Source organism: Phaeobacter sp. HS011, from assembly GCF_018101215.1.
GTDB lineage: Bacteria > Pseudomonadota > Alphaproteobacteria > Rhodobacterales > Rhodobacteraceae > Phaeobacter > Phaeobacter inhibens.
Map to the genome: position 1 here is coordinate 115,102 of NZ_JAGEUF010000001.1, position 15,426 is coordinate 130,527.

Genomic DNA, 15,426 nt, shown 5'->3' on the forward strand with positions numbered 1-15,426 from the left:
TTCCTGTGGGCGGGGTCGCGGGCGCCTTATGTGGCGGCTCAGATCGGGTATTCGATCACCATCCCGTCATAGGCGGGATCAATGTGGTCAGGGGTCTCTGCAGCGACCTGCGCATAATCCAGATCAATGTGCATATTGGTCAGCACCGCACGCTTTGGGGCCATCCGTTCGATCCACTCCAGCGCCTCGTCCAGCGACAGATGGGTGGGATGCGGCTTGCGGCGCAGCGCATCGAGGATCCAGCAGTCCAGATCCTGCAATTCCACCAGCGCGCTATCGGGGATCTTGGCCACATCCGGCAGATAGGCCAGATCACCAATGCGGAACCCCAGCGCGTCCATGGAGCCGTGATTGACCTCAAACGGGCGCAGGGTGATATCGCCACCGGGTCCGGAGATGGTCAGCGGCCCATCAATGCTGCGCAGGTCCAGAATGGGCGGATAGGGGGAGCCTGCGGGCTGCACAAAGGCATAGCCAAAACGCGACAACAGCGCGTTCTGCGTGTCACCATCAGCATAGACCGGAATACGGTCGCGCATGTTGAAGACGATCATCCGCAGATCATCGATGCCATGCACATGATCCGCGTGGGAATGGGTGTAGACAACCCCGTCCAGTCGCCCGGTGCCACTGTCCAGCAGCTGGCTGCGCATATCGGGGGAGGTGTCGATCAGCACGGTTGTCGTGCCTTCAGGCCCGTCCCGCTCTACCAGCAGCGAGCAGCGGCGGCGGCGGTTGCGGGGATTGTCCGGGTCGCAATCGCCCCAATGCCCGCCCAGTCGCGGCACCCCACCGGATGAACCGCAGCCCAGAATGGTAAAGCGCAGCACGCCCATCAGGCGGCGGCCTCATATTGCGCCGCTTTCCAGAACAGCCGGTCAAAATTCGCCTGCGTCTGGGCGGCGAAATCGGCGTAGTCCACACCAAACACCTCGGCACCCACGCGGGCGGTGTGTGCGGTATAGGCCGGCTCATTGCGTTTGCCGCGATAGGGGGGCGGCGCCAGATAGGGGGCGTCGGTTTCGACCAGAATGCGCTCCAGCGGGGCGGCAGCAAAGATATCGCGCAGCTCCTGGCTCTTGGGGAAGGCGGCGATGCCCGACATCGACAGGTAGAACCCCAGATCCAGCGCCGCCCGTGCCAGGTCGGGCGAGGAGGAGAAACAGTGCATGACGCAGGTATAGGCGCCCTTGGCCATCTCATCGCGCAGGATCATCGCCATATCATCATCCGCCGCACGCGCGTGGATGATCAACGGCAGGCCGGTTTCCCGCGCCGCCGTGATATGGGTTCTGAGCGAGGTCTTCTGCACCTCCGCGCTGTCGGCGGTATAATGATAGTCCAGCCCGGTCTCGCCAATGCCGACAAACTTGGGATGCTGCGCCAGCGCGACCAGCTCATCAACCGACACCAGCGGCTCATCTGCGGCGCTCATCGGGTGGGTGCCAGCAGCATAGAACACCGGCGCATGCGCCTCGGCGATGGCGCGCACGGTGGGTTCATTGCGCAGCTTGGTGCAGATCGTCACCATGCGGGTCACACCGGCCTCTGCCGCCCGCGTGATCAGCGCGTCCAGCTCGCCGTCGAAATCGGGAAAATCCAGATGGCAATGGCTGTCCGTGATGGACGGGGGCATGGGGGAAAGGCTCTCGGTCATAACTGCTCTCTGTCGCGTCCTGCGGGGCGGTCCGGTGGCCCGGATCAGCGCGCCGCAGTGTCCTGCATCTTGAAAACCGTATCTAGGACAAGTGCTGCGGGGTCAAGGTTCACCGCCTGACCGTGGCGCATCCGGGCTGTTACCTGCGCTGCCAGATCCGCCCAGGCCCGCGCCTTCTGCGGCGTCGGTGAAAGCCGCGACAGCACTGCGGCCTCCTGCGGGGCGGCCTCCGGCTGCGGCGCCATTCCGGTGGCCCCGGTGCGCGCCAGCCGCGCCAGCGCGGTGTCGATCAGCGTCAGCAGTAGCTCAAATTTATCGGCACCACCCCGTGCTGCGGCCTGTTCCGCCAGCGCCATGGCGCGCTGTCGATCCAGCCGGGGCAAACTGTCCAACAGCCGCACCACATCGCTATAGGCCTGCAGGCCGCCAAGGTTCAGCAGCCGCAGCGCCGCCCCGACAGAGCCATTGGCCAATGCGGCCAGATGCTCGGCTTGCCTGGGCAGCTCAGCGCCTGCCTGCGTCAGGGCCGCCTGCATGTCCTCAGGGCTCAGCGGCGCGAACCGCAACAGGCGACAGCGCGAGCGGATCGTCGGCAACAGTCGCGAGGGCTGATGCGACACCAGCAGCAGGGTGGTGCGGGCAGGCGGCTCTTCCAGCATCTTCAGCAGGGCATTGGCGGCGCTGGTGTTCATCTCGTCCGCGGCATCAACAATCACCACCCGACGTCCGCCGTCTGTTGCCGACAGGCCAAAGAATTTGTTCAGCGCGCGAATGTCATCGACAACGATCTGATCGCGCAGCTTGCCTTTGTCGTTAACGCTGCGGGTGATCGAGGCCAGCCCCGGCTCCGCCAGCGCCTGAATGCGATGCATTACCGGATGATCCATCCCGATATCAAGCGAGGTGGCAGGCGGCGGCGCGCCGAACAGCCCCGCTTCCTCCGCAGGCGGCTGCGACAGCAGAAACGCTGCAATGCGCCAGGCCAGCGTTGCCTTGCCCACGCCCTGCGGGCCAGTCAGCAGCCAGCCATGGTGCAAACGGTCAGAGTTGAAGGCGGTCAGAAAATCCTGCTCCGCCTGCGCTTGCCCAAACAGGTGCAGCGTCTCGCGCGGATGGGGCGCGCCGGCTGTCTGATCTGCGCGCAGAGGGGCGTCGTCCTTGCTCATGCGCCGACGTCCCCATCGGAAGCAGGTAGGGCGGTGGAGACAACCCCAAGCACATCCTGCGCCACCAGCTCAATCGGGCGGTCCCCGTCAATGACGCGAAACCGGTCGGCAAATTCCTCCGCCAGTGCCAGAAACCCTGCGCGCATCCGTTGTTGCAGATCCAGACCGAAATCCTCGAACCGCTCTTCGCTGCCCTGACGGCCCTTGGCGCGCGCCAGCCCCTTGGCCGGGTCCATGTCGATCAGGATGGTCAGGTCCGGTTCATGGCCAATCATCAGGGCATGCAGCTGATCGACGCTGGCGCGCAGATCCCCGCGCGACAACCCCTGATACATTCGGGTGCTATCGGCAAAGCGGTCACAGACCACCACCTTGCCCGCCGCCAGTGCAGGCAGGATGCGCCGTTCCATATGATCGCGTCGTGCCGCCGTGAACAACAGCAGCTCGGTCTCCGCCGACCAGCGGTCCGGGTCGCCCTCCAGCACCAGACGGCGGATCTCCTCCGCGCCATCTGATCCGCCCGGCTCACGGGTCAGGACAACCTCAATCCCCTGCGCCTGCAGCGCTTCGGCCAGCAGCCGACATTGCGTCGACTTGCCGGAGCCGTCGATGCCTTCAAAGGTGACAAACAGGCCAGGATAGGGGGCTGCGCCATCGGCTGTGGCGCCGGTCTTGGCCGGTGTCACTGGCTGGCCTCAGGCCCGCTGATGAAACGTTTCACCAGCACCTGCGCTGCGGTTTTCACCCGCACCGGAAAACCGCCGGTCGGAATGTCCTTTTCCGCCACCAGCGGCAGGCGGACCTCCGGCAGCTCATCGGGTTGCAGCACCAGTTCGGCCAGCTTCTGGCCCTTCTCAATGGGAGCATCAATCGGCCCGGTATAGACCACCTCGCCGGTGATTTCGCGACCGGCAAGCGCGGGCAACAACACGTTCAGATCCTCGGCAGGCACCAGCCCTACGGTTGCCTCTGCCCCGCGCCAGACCTCGGCTTCTGCGACCGGAACACCCGCTTTAGCCACCGTTTTTTTGGCAAATTGGCGAAACGACCAGTTAACAATGGCCTCGGCCTCCTCTGCGCGGGCGGTGGTGCTGTCCAGACCGGTGATTACAAAAATCACCCGTCGGTCACCCTGTGCGGCAGATCCCACCAGACCATACCCCGCCTCGGATGTGTGACCGGTCTTCAGACCATCCGCGCCGATGCCCAGACCCAGCAGCGGGTTGCGGTTGCGCACATTGGAGGGCGCGCGGCCATCAAATTCAAACTCCCGCTCGGCAAACAGCGGGTAATACTGCGGGAAATCCTCGATCAGCTTTTCCGCAAGGATCGCCAGATCCTCCACCGACATACGGTGCCCGGCGGCGGGCCAGCCGTTGGAATTGGCAAAGGTGGAGTTGTCCATCCCCATTTCCTGCGCCCGCTTGGTCATGTAACGGGCAAATCCCGCCTCGGTGCCATCCGGGCTCAGCGCTTCGGCCAGCACCACACAGGCATCATTGCCCGACAGCACGATAATCCCGCGCAGCAGATCCTCCACCCGGACCCGGTCCTGGGTGTTGAGGAACATGGTCGAGCCTTTGTAGCTCATGGCGTGTTCACTGACCGGCAGCCGCTCATCGAGCGTCAGGCGGCCATCACGGATCGCCTCAAACGCCACGTAGAGCGTCATCAGTTTCGACATCGACGCAGGCGGCAGCGCCAGATCGGCGTTCTTGGCCAGCAGCACGGTATCCGTTTCCTGATCCAGCACATAGGCGGCACGGGCGCGGGTATCAAAGGCCGCAGCCGACAGCGCCGAGAGGCTGACCAGGAGGCCAGCCGCACAGGTCAGTTTCAAAGCAGTGCGAAGCGGAGAGGGGAGAAAGGTCATAACAGGAGCGTCTTTCCGGTTGGTCACGTCAGGCAGAGCCGCACAAGCGAGGTCAATTGGTGACCGCATAGGCATCAGAGAAGCCGATGGCCTTGACGCTCTTCAGCAGCTGGCTGCGTTCGGATTTCGATTGGGCCGGCCCGACCAGCACTCGCCAGAACGGTTTGCCGTTGCTGGACTGGGACAGGACTGAGGGCAGAAGCCCGGCATTGCGCATCTGATCGGCGGTACGTTTGGCATTGGCCTCAACGCTGAAGATGCCGATCTGGATATAGGGTTTGCTCAGCGAGGAGCTGGCTGCCGCTGCCTTGGTTGCCGCGGTGGTCACCGCGGGTGCGGCTGCCTGCGTGGGGGTCGTTGCGGTCGGGACCGCCGCGTCAATGGCTGCCGCAGCGCCGGCGATCGGGTCGAGCGGCTGCGTGTCGATATCACCGCCATCGGCAAGCGCGACATCCGCATCCTCAAGGATCACCTCCGCTGCCTGCTCCGGGTCGGCGACCTTTTCACTGCGCAGCGCAGTCACATTCAGTTCAACCGGCGCACCCGCCAACATGCCCAGAGCTTCGGACGCATCGGAGGACACCTGCAGCCGGGGACCGGGAATTTCCCGCTCGCGCCGGAACAGCGCACCGATCACGAATTTGCCATTGGCCTGATTGCGAATGATCACCTGTTCGGGATCCTCGGCATCGGGATGCGCCACCCAGACACCGCCCAGCGAGGGACGACCATCCCATAGACCCGCTTCGGTCACCTGGAACACCTCCGGTGCCTCCACCTCGCGTTCGACCAGACGGGTACTGCTGGAGGGGGTAACGGCCCCGTCCTCCTGTGCCTTCGGTTTGAGGAAGGCCAATCCCGGGCCCTCTTCGCAGGCACCGAGGACCATCAGCCCGGTCAGTGCCGCCGCAAGCCGTAGGCCCCGGCGCGATGACTCCTGGCCTCTGGCGCTGTGTTTCCCTGTCGACATAGCGTGAACCATGTGTGCTTCCTTGCCCGTATCTGACGGCGCTTTGCGCCTTCTTATGCGCGCTGTCCTGCGCTCCGTGCCGATTGGTCCGGCGTCAGCTGTTTCTGTGCCGGTTGTTCCGGCGCCCTTATGATGGGCGCAGCATAGCCGCCACGCCAACGCAAGGAAACCCTGCCACCGCCCGCTCGGCAAGTTTTCGGATATCGCGGATCCGCGTGGCAGCCCGTCGTGTTCAGCGCGCGGAGCATGACATCAGGAACAGGCGATGGGGACTGTGAAACGGAATGGGGTGCAATTCCCTCTTGCCAGACGGGCAGCCAACCCCTAAACCCGGCGCCGACCGGGGAGGTGGCAGAGTGGTCGAATGCGGCGGTCTTGAAAACCGTTGAACGTGAGAGCGTTCCCAGGGTTCGAATCCCTGTCTCCCCGCCACTCCAACCGCCCGAAGCTCAAACGCATGGCCACAGGCATCGCCGAGCGCGAGACCGGACATCAGCGCAGTTGTTGTCAGCCGCGCCGCAGCAGATAGATATCCATGATCCAGCCATGATCGGCGCGGGCTTTGGCGCGGGTCTCTATGATATGATCTGCCACCTCGGCCAGCGGGCCAGAAATCGAAATCTCGTTTTCCATCCCGGCATAGGCCGTCCACCAGATTTCAACGCCATCAGCCTCAAGCGACTGGAACGAACAGGCCCCGTCCAGCATCACAACCACGGTGTCAGCACTGGCTGGCCAGCCCGCATCGCGCAGCTGCCGCCCGGTGGTGATGGTGAAGGGGCCGTTGATGGTATTGATCGGGATCGCATGCGCCGCCGTCAGCGCCTGAATGGAGGTGATGCCGGGAATGACGCGCAGGCCAATCTCGGCCCGTGTTTTCAGCCGGTCCGCAATCCGCATCGTACTGTCATAGAGCGAGGGATCCCCCCAGACCAGAAACCCAACGGCGCCGCCCTCGGGCAGATGGGTGGTGATGGTCTGCCACCAGATTTCGGCGATGGCGTCATGCCAGTCATCCACCCGCTGGCGGTAATCCTGTGTCGCCTCATCGCGCACCGGCAGGTCGAATTCCACGATACGGGGGCCATCACCGGTCTGGCCATGACCCCGGATCGCCTCGGCGCAGATTGCTTGACGCAGCCCTGCCAGATCGTCCTTACCGGCCCCTTTGTTGGGGATCAGGATCAGATCCTGCGCGTTCAGTGCCTCAACGGCCTGCAGGGTCAGATGCTGCGGGTTGCCGGTGCCGATACCGATCAGGGTGAGGTCAATCATCGCGGGGCCTTTCAGACAAAAACACGGCCCCGAAGGCGGGGCCGTGCCGGTTCATTCATGTGCCAAGGATCAGGCGTTGTTGTAAAGGCGTGGTGTCACCAGCGCGCTGCCGTTGAGGCCACGCATCGCCTTGGCACCAGCCAGAACCGCCAGATCGGCAATTGGCTCAATCAGGATCACCAGCATATAGGCGCCGCCAAAGGTCAGCACGGAGGTCACGGTCTCGCCGCCAAACCCCTGGCCGTAGAAGGCCCAGAACGCCACCCAGGCCACCACGCCGCCCTGATAGGCGGTGCTCAGCGCCAGCGCCTGGCTGTATTTCAGATCGATATAGGCGGTGCCCGGCGCGATGATACGGCTGGCCAGTGCTTGCAGCGCAAACAGTGGCACCAGGAGCGTGGTCAGGTTGATGAAATACATCGGCAGATCAAACGGCGCAAAGAACACGCCCTGAATCAGCAGACCCGCCGCCAGACCAAAGGCCGCAGGCGCGGACCCAAGGATCAGAAACAGGGTCGAGCCGAGAATGAAATGCACCTCGGACACGCCAACGGGGAAATGCGGCAGCACCTCAAAGAACAGGAACACGCCAACAGTCGCGACCAATGCGCGCAGCGCGTAGGAGGCGATATTGGTCTTTTTCAGATCCGCAAAGGTTTCCTTGGCGGCATAGGTCGCAGCACCGGCTGCCGTGGCATAGGACAAGCCGATTTTGGTGGCATCAACGATGCCTGGTTCGATATGCATAACTGTCTCCTCTCCGTCTCACCCGACGGGATGTTGTTGTTGCATGGCCGGTCTCCTGACTCGCGGGTCGCTGCTTGCTTTCCCCCTTCCCAGCCAGTTGGCCAGTGGGTGTTGGAAAGCTGCTCGCCGCTCACAGTCGCGGGGGCGGTTGAGGCTGCGGTGCCGCAATTGGGTCCACCGTTCCTCATTCCCGTTTCAGTCCTGACGCTTCGCGCCGTTGGAACACCATATGCCGCCTATGTGGCCCCTGCGCCCCGACTCGGTCAAGTTTGAATCCGGCCCCGCAGAAGGCGATTGCGACGCGCCCTTGGGTCAGCTGCCGTGAACACGGAAAAATAGAAATATCCCACCCGCGAAACACGGGCAGGATGTGACCTCTCAGAGTGGGGTGACCTCTGGTCTGGGCGCAGGGGCCGCGCGGTGACCGGCTGGTTAGCCGTCGTCCTTTGCGCTGACCCCGGCATGGGCGGGATCCGCAGGCTGATCGGCAAGCGGGCCGTAGAGGATCAGCACCGGCGCCGTGGTCTCCATCGCACGCAGCACCTCCGGCAGCTCGCCGACTGTATGGCAATGCAAGGATTGCTCCGGCGTCGAGACCCCCAGTGCAATCAGCGCATGGGTTTGGGGCGGCAATCCTGCCTCCAGCAGCTTTTCCGCCAGTGAGGCAAAGGTCCGCTTGCCCATATAGACCACGGTGGTCGCATCCGGGTCCGCCAGCGCGGCGAGGTTTAGCTGATCGGGCAGGCCGCCGGTGACGTCATGACCGGTGATGAACTGCAGCCGCCGCGCGGTCAGCCGTCGGGTCAGCGGGATGTTCGCTGCTGCCGCCGCCGCTGAGGCCGCTGTGACACCGGGCACGATCTCAAACCCGATCCCGGCCTGCCGCAGCGCGGTGATCTCTTCCTCCAACCGGCCAAAGACACCGGAATCGCCGGATTTCAGCCGCACAACATGCAGCCCGCTTTTGGCGTAATCGACCAGCAGCTGGCTGACATGGTCTTGCTTGGGCGAGGGGCGGCCGGCTCGTTTGCCGACACCCACCAGATCCGCATCCGCGCGGGCATGGGTCAGGATCGGCCCTGAGGACAGATCGTCAAACAGCACCGCATCCGCCGCTTCCAGCCGTTTGACCGCCTTCACGGTCAGCAGTTCCGGATCACCGGGACCGGAGGACACAAAGCTGACAAAGCCGGTCATGCCTGCTCTCCGGTAATCAGATGGAAGAAGGTGCCGGTCACATGGCCTTTGATCGATCCGGTTTCCGGCACCGGGTTGCCGTCCGCATCCATGACATTGGCCAGTGGCGCATCGGGTTCATCCAGAATGGTCGAATAGTGGAATTCGTGCCCCCGCAGTGCCGTGCCTGCTGCAAAGCCTGGCATTCCGGCCTGTAGCACAGCCCGGCGATAGCCAAGGTGGAATTTGCGCTTCTCGTAGGAGGTCACAAGACCCAGAAGGCCGGCCATCTGGTGCCGGTTGCCTTCCTTGTCGATCAGCGCCTCGCCGAGGGCCATGTAACCACCACATTCGCCATGCACCGGCTTGGTCTCGGCGTGTTTGCGCAGCCCTGCGCGGAAGGTCTCCGCCGCCGCCAGTGTGCCGCCATGCAGTTCCGGATAGCCGCCAGGCAGCCAGACCAGATCGGCGTCCGCAGCGGGCGCCTCATCCGCCAGCGGCGAGAACGGCAGGATCTCTGCCCCCGCCGCGCGCCAGCCGGTCAGCAGATGCGGGTAGGTAAAGGAAAACGCGGCATCCCGCGCCAGCGCAATCCGCTGCGCAGGCGGCTGGGGAAGTTTCGCCGCCGCCGGGGCTGCCCCCGCCAGGGCCGCCGATTTGATCGCCTCCAGATCGACATTCTCGCGCAGAAACGCCGCATAGCCCGCAATCGCGGCTTCCAGATCGGGATGCTCCACCGCCTGGATCAGGCCCAGATGCCGCTCCGGCAGCGCCAGATCACCACGCCGGGGCAGGGATCCCAGCACCTTAATGCCGGTCTTTTCCATCCCCAGACGGGTCAGCCGCTCATGCCGCGGGCTTGCCACCCGGTTCAGAATGACCCCGGCAAAGGGCACATCGGTGTCATAGTTCTTGAACCCAAGCGCCGTGGCGGCAGCGGATTGCGCCTGACCGCCCACATCGACCACCAGCACCACCGGCCAGCCCATGCGCTTGGCGGTCTCGGCAGAGGAGCCAAAGCCCGACTGCCCACGCGTGGCAACACCGTCATACAGCCCCATCGAGCCTTCACCGATGCAGATTTCCGCACCCGCCGCCTGACCTGTGACCGCATCCAGAAGGCCCGCGTCCATGGCCCAGGTGTCGAGGTTGAAACTGGGCCTGCCCGCCGCCGCAAGGTGGAAGGCCGGGTCAATGTAGTCCGGCCCACTTTTGTAGGGTTGCACCACCAGCCCGTCCTCAGCCAACGCCCGCAACAGGCCCAGCATCACCGTGGTCTTGCCGGTGCCGGAAGACGGTGCCGAAATCATCAGGCCGGGAGGGTTCATATCTGTCATTGGATCAGCCATTCTATCAATCATCCCCGTGGCTCCAACTCGACCACGGGCTTTCAGCACTTTGCGGCCGGTAGCGGCGGTCGTATTCTGTCGAGTAAAGGCAGCTTTCGTCAAAACCTTCGCCCTTCAGTACCGGCCCTACCAGAATCAGCGCGGTGCGTGAAATCTTCTCGTCCAGCGATGCCTTCAGGGTGTCCAAAGTGGCGCGGATGATCTGCTGATCCGGCCAGCTGGCGCGGTAGACCACCGCCACCGGGCAATCAGCACCATAATGGGGTGTCAGGCTCTCTACCACATGATCCAGATTGCCGATCGACAGGTGGATCGCCAGCGTGGTGCCGGTACGGGCGAAATTCTCCAGCGACTCGCCCGCAGGCATCGAAGACGCCCGCCCCGGTGTCCGTGTCAGCACCACCGACTGGCCAAGGCCGGGCAGGGTCAGCTCGGTTCCCAGTGCCGCAGCAGCGGCGGCAAAGGACGGAACACCAGGGGTGACGCTGACCGGAATGCCCTCGGCCTTCAACCGCCGGATCTGCTCACCCATAGCGGACCACACCGACAGATCGCCGGAATGCAGCCGCGCCACGTCCTGACCTGCTTCATGCGCCGCCTTGATTTCACTCACGATGGCGTCCAGATCCATCGCCGCCGTGTTCACCACCTTGGCGTCCTTTGGGCAGTGGCTCAGGATCTCCTCCGGCACCAGCGAACCCGCATATAGGCACACCGGGCAGGCCGCGAGGATATCGCGCCCGCGTAAGGTCAGAAGGTCGGCGGCGCCCGGTCCGGCGCCAATGAAGTGAACGGTCATGGCTCAAGTCTTTCTGCTATGGCCGCGGTGGCAAGCCCATCCGCGGTGACAACTCTTGGGGCGAGAAGGCGCGCCGTTGCGCCCGGCACCCCATGGCGCGCGCCGACCAGCGCCGCGGCTTCCGCCAGCGACCCGGTGCCGAACCGCGCCTTGATCCGGGGCGAGCAGGTCAGCGTCTGCTCTCCGGCAATATCTGCTTCCTGCAATACAATCACGGGGAGGCCGATGCTGCGTGCAAACTCCTGCATGGCTGGGGCATGGGCCTTCTCTGCAATGGAGGCGACGGCATCCACATGCTCACCGGTCAGCGCCAGCGCGGCCTGCAAATCCGCTGCCGTTGCAGCCTCGCGAAAACCGATCCCCGCCACTTTCATCGCGTGACGCTCCACTGAATAACGGGCCGCGCCCGTCGCCAGTCGCGCATGGTTCCCAAGGGGCCGGCCTCGGCGATCTCAGCCTTCAGCAGATGCCCGCCGCGCGCAGCATGGGCTTGCATCAGCAGTGTTTCCGTCTCAAGCGTGACACCATTGGCCACCAGCCGGGTGCCCTCGGGTAGGATCTCCCACAGATGGTCCAAAAGCGCCTGTGAGCCGCCGCCGCCGATAAACACGCAATCGGGCAGGGGATGGTCCTGCAGCACATCCGGGGCTTTGCCGGCGACCGCCCTCATCCGGTGATCCAGTCCAAAGGCAGCGGCATTGGCGCAGATATTCTCCAGCCGGCTCTCGCGCGGCTCAAAAGTGATCGCCTGCGCACCCCGCGCCGCCAGACACCACTCGACGGAGATCGAGCCAGACCCGCCGCCAATATCCCACAACAGCTCTCCCGCGCGCGGCGCCAGTGCCGACAGTGTCAGCGCCCGGATGGGCCGCTTGGTGATCTGCCCGTCACTGGCAAAGAGATCATCCGCAAGGCCAGAGGCCTGCGGCAGCCCGGGCCGCATGGTCTCGATGGCCATCAGGACCGGAGCCTCCCCCGGCGGCAGGTCCCAAGCTTCGGCAGTGGCATGGAGCTGCCTTTCCTTGGGGCCGCCAAGCCGCTCCATCACATGCAGCCGCGCATCCGGCTGGCCATTCGCAGCCAGCCAGGCCGCCAATTCCGCAGGCGCCGCCCCATCCCGCAAGGTGCAGATCACCCGAACGCCCCGGCCCAGCAGCGGCAGCAGTCGCGCGTAAGGCGCCGCATGCAGTCCCAGGCACAGCACCTCTTCTAGCTTCCATCCCAACCGGTTTGCCGCCAGTGCAAAACACGATGGCGCCGGGTATGACACCCACTCACCCGCCTCCAGATCCCGCATCAGCGAGCCACCAGCGCCATGCCAGAACGGATCGCCAGAGGCCAGAACGGCGACGCGCCGCCCCCGCGCCGCCAGCACTGGTTCGATGGAAAACGGCACCGGCCAGGGCTGGCCTTTGCCGCCAGCGCCAGCCAATTCCAGATGCCGGGGGCCGCCTATGATCACTTCGGCTTCCGCAAGCGCCTTCCGGCTTGCATCGCCCAAGCCTTCCAGTCCATTTTCGCCCAGACCAATGATTGTGAGCCACGGATCAGACATGACACGCATCCTTCTTCTGGGCGGCACCACCGAGGCCTCGACGCTCGCGAAAACCTTGGCTGAGGCGGGCGCGGATGCGGTGTTTTCCTACGCGGGCCGCACCGCCAAGCCCGTCAGCCAGCCCCTGCCCACGCGCATCGGCGGCTTCGGCGGCGTGGAGGGGCTTTCGGAATATCTGAAGGCCGAAAGCATCACCCATGTGGTCGACGCCACCCATCCGTTTGCAGCGCAGATGAGCACCAATGCGGTTCACGCCTGCGAAGCGACGGATGTGAAGCTTTGCGCCTTCGAACGCCCGGCTTGGCAAGCGGGGGAGGGCGACACTTGGGTTCACGCCGGGACTATTGATGAAGCCGTCAGCGCTTTGCCAGACGCGCCCGCACGGGTGTTTCTGGCCATCGGCAAGCAGAACCTCACCCAATTCGCCGCCAAGCCCCAGCACCATTACCTGCTGCGGCTGGTTGATGAACCAGACGCGCCCCTGCCGCTGCCGCACACCACGGTTGAGATCGCCCGCGGGCCGTTTGATGCAGCGGGGGATACTGCGCTGATGCAGCGCCACGGCATTACCCATGTGGTGGCCAAGAACGCAGGCGGCGCAGGGGCTGCGGCCAAGCTCACCGCTGCGCGCACCCTCGGTCTGCCGGTCATCATGATCGGCAGACCGGACGTGCCTGCGCGGCCCATCAAGGGCAGCGTCGCAGAGGTGATGGCCTGGCTGTCGCATTCCGCCGCTTAACCCTCAGCCGCATAGCGGGGGGTATAGACGTAGTTGCCCACCCGCCGCGTGTCGCGGTTGCCGACAATCACCACAGTGCGCATATCTGCCATCTCGGGTGTGGCATCCTTCAGCGGCACGGTCAGCAGTTCCTGCCCAGGCTTGGTTACGTCGCGGGCAAATGTGATCAGCGTCTCCGCACCGCAGGCCTCGCGCAGGATCTCCAGCGCGCGGGCAAACTGATGCGGCCGCGACTTGGAGCGCGGATTGTAAAACGCCATCGCCAGACCGGCCTCACCGACCAGTTGCAGGCGCTTTTCAATCAGGCTCCAGGGTTTCAGGTTATCGCTGAGGTTGATGGCCGCAAAATCATGCCCTAATGGTGCCCCGATGGCGGCAGCGGCGGCCAGCATCGCGGTGATTCCGGGCAGCACTTTGATCTCCAGATCCAGCCATTCGGGGCGGCTTTCTGCATTGTTTTCAAGCGCTTCAAACACGGCAGAGGCCATGGCGAACACACCGGGATCACCAGAGGACACCACAACAACGCGCTTGCCCTCAGCGGCCATTTCCAACGCATGGGTGGCGCGGTCCACTTCGACCCGATTGTCCGTCGCATGCAGGGTCAGCCCCTCGCGCGGCTCAACCCGGTTGACGTAAGGAATATAGCCGACGATATCCGTGGCCTCATCAATGACGCCACGCACTTCCTGCGTCACCAGCGCCTCATTGCCGGGGCCAAGCCCCGCAATCACCACCCAACCGTTTTGCGATAGTTTCATGGCCGGCGCCCCTGTCCGTGAACCAATACGATGGAGAAATAGGGCACCTCGCCGTCGATCTCGGACAACTTCTGCACGGTCTGCCCCGGCATGGTGCCGCGTTCGACCAGCCAGGCGTCTTCGGCGCGGCCCGCGCGTTCCAGCGCGCGGCGCAGTTTGGGCAGGTTGCGGCCGATCTTCATCACCACCAGCGCGTCGGTTTCCGCCGCGCGCTTGGCCAGTTCATCCTCGCTGAGAGTGGCCATCGCCACCGTCAGCACATCGTCTCCCCAAGTAATCGGCTGGCCAGAGGCGGTCCAGCAGCCGGACATGCCGGTGATGCCGGGGATAATCTCCTGCGCGGCCCGTCCCTGCAGGCGGGTATAAAGATGCATGTAAGACCCATAGAGGAACGGATCGCCCTCACAGAGCACCACCACGTCTTCGGTCTGTGCAATCTCGGCCAATGTGTCGGCCCACTGGTCATAGAACGCCGCCAGCACCCGGTTGTACTCAGGGTCCGAGAAATGGATTTCGGTCGTCACCGGGTATTCCATCGCGTGTTCGGTGACGTCCTCGGCCAGCATGCCCTCGACAATGGCGCGGGCCTGGCCCTTGCGGCCGGCCTTGCGGAAATAGGCGATGTGACGCGCGCCGGAGATCATCCGGTGCGAGCGGACGCTCATCAGATCGGGATCCCCGGGGCCAAGCCCGGCGCAGATGACTTTACCCTTGGAAACGGTCATGGGTTATTCTTTCCAGCTCGCCAGCGCGTTGACGGCAGCCACGGTGATAGCGGAGCCACCCAAACGCCCTTTGATGATCATCGAGGGCACTGGCAAGTCCTCCATCAGTGCGTCTTTGGATTCCATAGCGCCGACAAAACCCACCGGACAGCCGATGATGGCTGCGGGGCGCGGGCACGCGGGGTCTTGCAGCATATTCAGCAGATGGAACAGCGCGGTGGGGGCGTTGCCGATGGCCACAACCGCGCCTTCCAGTTTCGGGCGCCACAGTTCCAGCGCGGCAGCGGAGCGGGTGTTGGACATGTCCTTGGCCATTTCCGGCACCTTGGGATCGCGGAGCGTGCAGATCACCTCATTGTCCGCAGGCAGGCGCGGGCGGGTGATGCCTTCGCTCACCATATAGGCGTCGCAGAGGATCGGCGCGCCCTTGGCAAGCGCTGCGCGGGCGGTCTCTGCCATGCCGTCGGAAAACCGCACATGCTCCTCCAGCCCCACCATCCCGGCGGCGTGGATCATGCGAACGACGACAACTTCCTCGTCCTTGGTGAAGCGCGCCAGATCGGCCTCGCGGCGGATGGTGGCAAAGCTCTCGGCATAGATCGCGGCGCCGTTGGTTTCATAGGTGTGGCGCATG

Annotated in this window: 17 protein-coding genes, 1 tRNA gene and 1 riboswitch; of the genes, 2 read left to right on the forward strand and 16 right to left on the reverse strand. The window is 64.3% G+C overall.

The annotated features are described in order from the left end of the window. Nucleotides 1-38: 38 nt before the first annotated feature. The 6 genes from J4721_RS00530 to J4721_RS00555 are packed head-to-tail and all read right to left on the reverse strand — an operon-like array spanning nt 39 to nt 5,678. Complete coding sequence (locus J4721_RS00530) at nt 39-836, reverse strand: MBL fold metallo-hydrolase (RefSeq protein WP_076619400.1); 798 nt, start codon at nt 834-836, stop codon at nt 39-41. Then, a complete protein-coding gene (locus tag J4721_RS00535) occupies nt 836-1,657 on the reverse strand; it encodes a TatD family hydrolase (protein ID WP_211001860.1) in 822 nt (273 codons plus the stop codon). Before J4721_RS00535 ends, J4721_RS00530 begins: the two co-directional genes overlap by 1 nt. 44 nt (nt 1,658-1,701) lie before the next feature. Continuing rightward, nucleotides 1,702-2,823, reverse strand: a complete 1,122-nt coding sequence (locus tag J4721_RS00540) for a DNA polymerase III subunit delta' (RefSeq protein WP_102854218.1) — start codon at nt 2,821-2,823, stop codon at nt 1,702-1,704. Continuing rightward, nucleotides 2,820-3,509 (reverse strand): dTMP kinase, encoded by a 690-nt coding sequence (gene tmk, locus J4721_RS00545; protein WP_014873916.1) that lies wholly within the window; start codon nt 3,507-3,509, stop codon nt 2,820-2,822. The genes J4721_RS00540 and tmk overlap by 4 nt, the downstream gene beginning before the upstream one ends. Next, nucleotides 3,506-4,696 carry a D-alanyl-D-alanine carboxypeptidase family protein gene (locus J4721_RS00550; RefSeq protein ID WP_211001861.1) on the reverse strand — a complete coding sequence of 397 codons (1,191 nt, stop codon included), beginning with the start codon at nt 4,694-4,696 and terminating at the stop codon, nt 3,506-3,508. Before J4721_RS00550 ends, tmk begins: the two co-directional genes overlap by 4 nt. Nucleotides 4,697-4,748: 52 nt before the next feature. After that, on the reverse strand, nt 4,749-5,678 hold the full coding sequence (locus J4721_RS00555) for an SPOR domain-containing protein (RefSeq protein ID WP_211001862.1): 930 nt from the start codon (nt 5,676-5,678) through the stop codon (nt 4,749-4,751). 330 nt (nt 5,679-6,008) lie between these two features. On the opposite strand from J4721_RS00555, the gene J4721_RS00560 reads away from it, so the two are divergent. Then, nucleotides 6,009-6,098, forward strand: a tRNA-Ser gene (locus tag J4721_RS00560). A gap of 75 nt (nt 6,099-6,173) precedes the next feature. Here J4721_RS00560 and cobF read toward each other — a convergent pair. The 7 genes from cobF to cbiE form a co-directional block, all read right to left on the reverse strand. Continuing rightward, nucleotides 6,174-6,941 carry a precorrin-6A synthase (deacetylating) gene (gene cobF, locus J4721_RS00565; protein ID WP_211001863.1) on the reverse strand — a complete coding sequence of 256 codons (768 nt, stop codon included), beginning with the start codon at nt 6,939-6,941 and terminating at the stop codon, nt 6,174-6,176. Nucleotides 6,942-7,010: 69 nt separating this feature from the next. Then, on the reverse strand, nt 7,011-7,688 hold the full coding sequence (locus J4721_RS00570; protein WP_014873920.1) for an energy-coupling factor ABC transporter permease: 678 nt from the start codon (nt 7,686-7,688) through the stop codon (nt 7,011-7,013). Nucleotides 7,689-7,715: 27 nt separating this feature from the next. Continuing rightward, nucleotides 7,716-7,933: riboswitch (cobalamin riboswitch) on the reverse strand. A gap of 187 nt (nt 7,934-8,120) precedes the next feature. Further along, a complete protein-coding gene (cobA, locus tag J4721_RS00575; RefSeq protein WP_076619411.1) occupies nt 8,121-8,885 on the reverse strand; it encodes a uroporphyrinogen-III C-methyltransferase in 765 nt (254 codons plus the stop codon). Next, nucleotides 8,882-10,201, reverse strand: coding sequence for a cobyrinate a,c-diamide synthase (locus J4721_RS00580; protein ID WP_211002278.1), 1,320 nt, complete (start codon nt 10,199-10,201; stop codon nt 8,882-8,884). The genes cobA and J4721_RS00580 overlap by 4 nt, the downstream gene beginning before the upstream one ends. Before the next feature lie 16 nt (nt 10,202-10,217). After that, complete coding sequence (gene cobM, locus J4721_RS00585; RefSeq protein ID WP_211001864.1) at nt 10,218-11,012, reverse strand: precorrin-4 C(11)-methyltransferase; 795 nt, start codon at nt 11,010-11,012, stop codon at nt 10,218-10,220. Then, complete coding sequence (locus J4721_RS00590; protein ID WP_102876305.1) at nt 11,009-11,386, reverse strand: cobalamin biosynthesis protein; 378 nt, start codon at nt 11,384-11,386, stop codon at nt 11,009-11,011. The genes cobM and J4721_RS00590 overlap by 4 nt, the downstream gene beginning before the upstream one ends. Continuing rightward, a complete protein-coding gene (gene cbiE / locus J4721_RS00595; RefSeq protein ID WP_211001865.1) occupies nt 11,383-12,567 on the reverse strand; it encodes a precorrin-6y C5,15-methyltransferase (decarboxylating) subunit CbiE in 1,185 nt (394 codons plus the stop codon). The genes J4721_RS00590 and cbiE overlap by 4 nt, the downstream gene beginning before the upstream one ends. Between cbiE and J4721_RS00600 the strand changes: the two genes are divergently transcribed. Next, on the forward strand, nt 12,566-13,306 hold the full coding sequence (locus J4721_RS00600) for a cobalt-precorrin-6A reductase (protein WP_211001866.1): 741 nt from the start codon (nt 12,566-12,568) through the stop codon (nt 13,304-13,306). The genes cbiE and J4721_RS00600 overlap by 2 nt on opposite strands. On the opposite strand, the gene cobJ is transcribed toward J4721_RS00600, so the two are convergent. Genes cobJ through J4721_RS00615 form a run of 3 tightly spaced genes read right to left on the reverse strand, consistent with a single transcriptional unit; the run spans nt 13,303 to nt 15,425 of the window. Then, on the reverse strand, nt 13,303-14,067 hold the full coding sequence (gene cobJ, locus J4721_RS00605; protein WP_211001867.1) for a precorrin-3B C(17)-methyltransferase: 765 nt from the start codon (nt 14,065-14,067) through the stop codon (nt 13,303-13,305). The two genes, J4721_RS00600 and cobJ, sit on opposite strands and share 4 nt — an antisense overlap. Next, complete coding sequence (locus tag J4721_RS00610) at nt 14,064-14,792, reverse strand: precorrin-2 C(20)-methyltransferase (RefSeq protein WP_076619421.1); 729 nt, start codon at nt 14,790-14,792, stop codon at nt 14,064-14,066. Before J4721_RS00610 ends, cobJ begins: the two co-directional genes overlap by 4 nt. Nucleotides 14,793-14,795: 3 nt before the next feature. Next, the gene (locus tag J4721_RS00615) at nt 14,796-15,425 is read right to left on the reverse strand and encodes a precorrin-8X methylmutase (protein WP_076619423.1); all 630 of its coding nucleotides are present in this window, start codon (nt 15,423-15,425) and stop codon (nt 14,796-14,798) included. Between the last annotated feature and the right edge of the window lies 1 nt (nt 15,426).

Coding starts and splice junctions, on each gene's coding strand:
- J4721_RS00530 (WP_076619400.1), bottom strand. CDS start 836: ATGGGCGTGCTGCGCTTTACCATTCTGGGCTGCGGTTCATCCGGTGGG.
- J4721_RS00535 (WP_211001860.1), bottom strand. CDS start 1,657: ATGACCGAGAGCCTTTCCCCCATGCCCCCGTCCATCACGGACAGCCAT.
- J4721_RS00540 (WP_102854218.1), bottom strand. CDS start 2,823: ATGAGCAAGGACGACGCCCCTCTGCGCGCAGATCAGACAGCCGGCGCG.
- J4721_RS00550 (WP_211001861.1), bottom strand. CDS start 4,696: ATGACCTTTCTCCCCTCTCCGCTTCGCACTGCTTTGAAACTGACCTGT.
- J4721_RS00555 (WP_211001862.1), bottom strand. CDS start 5,678: ATGGTTCACGCTATGTCGACAGGGAAACACAGCGCCAGAGGCCAGGAG.
- cobF (WP_211001863.1), bottom strand. CDS start 6,941: ATGATTGACCTCACCCTGATCGGTATCGGCACCGGCAACCCGCAGCAT.
- J4721_RS00570 (WP_014873920.1), bottom strand. CDS start 7,688: ATGCATATCGAACCAGGCATCGTTGATGCCACCAAAATCGGCTTGTCC.
- cobA (WP_076619411.1), bottom strand. CDS start 8,885: ATGACCGGCTTTGTCAGCTTTGTGTCCTCCGGTCCCGGTGATCCGGAA.
- J4721_RS00580 (WP_211002278.1), bottom strand. CDS start 10,201: ATGACAGATATGAACCCTCCCGGCCTGATGATTTCGGCACCGTCTTCC.
- cobM (WP_211001864.1), bottom strand. CDS start 11,012: ATGACCGTTCACTTCATTGGCGCCGGACCGGGCGCCGCCGACCTTCTG.
- J4721_RS00590 (WP_102876305.1), bottom strand. CDS start 11,386: ATGAAAGTGGCGGGGATCGGTTTTCGCGAGGCTGCAACGGCAGCGGAT.
- J4721_RS00600 (WP_211001866.1), top strand. CDS start 12,566: ATGACACGCATCCTTCTTCTGGGCGGCACCACCGAGGCCTCGACGCTC.
- cbiE (WP_211001865.1), bottom strand. CDS start 12,567: ATGTCTGATCCGTGGCTCACAATCATTGGTCTGGGCGAAAATGGACTG.
- cobJ (WP_211001867.1), bottom strand. CDS start 14,067: ATGAAACTATCGCAAAACGGTTGGGTGGTGATTGCGGGGCTTGGCCCC.
- J4721_RS00610 (WP_076619421.1), bottom strand. CDS start 14,792: ATGACCGTTTCCAAGGGTAAAGTCATCTGCGCCGGGCTTGGCCCCGGG.
- J4721_RS00615 (WP_076619423.1), bottom strand. CDS start 15,425: ATGCGCCACACCTATGAAACCAACGGCGCCGCGATCTATGCCGAGAGC.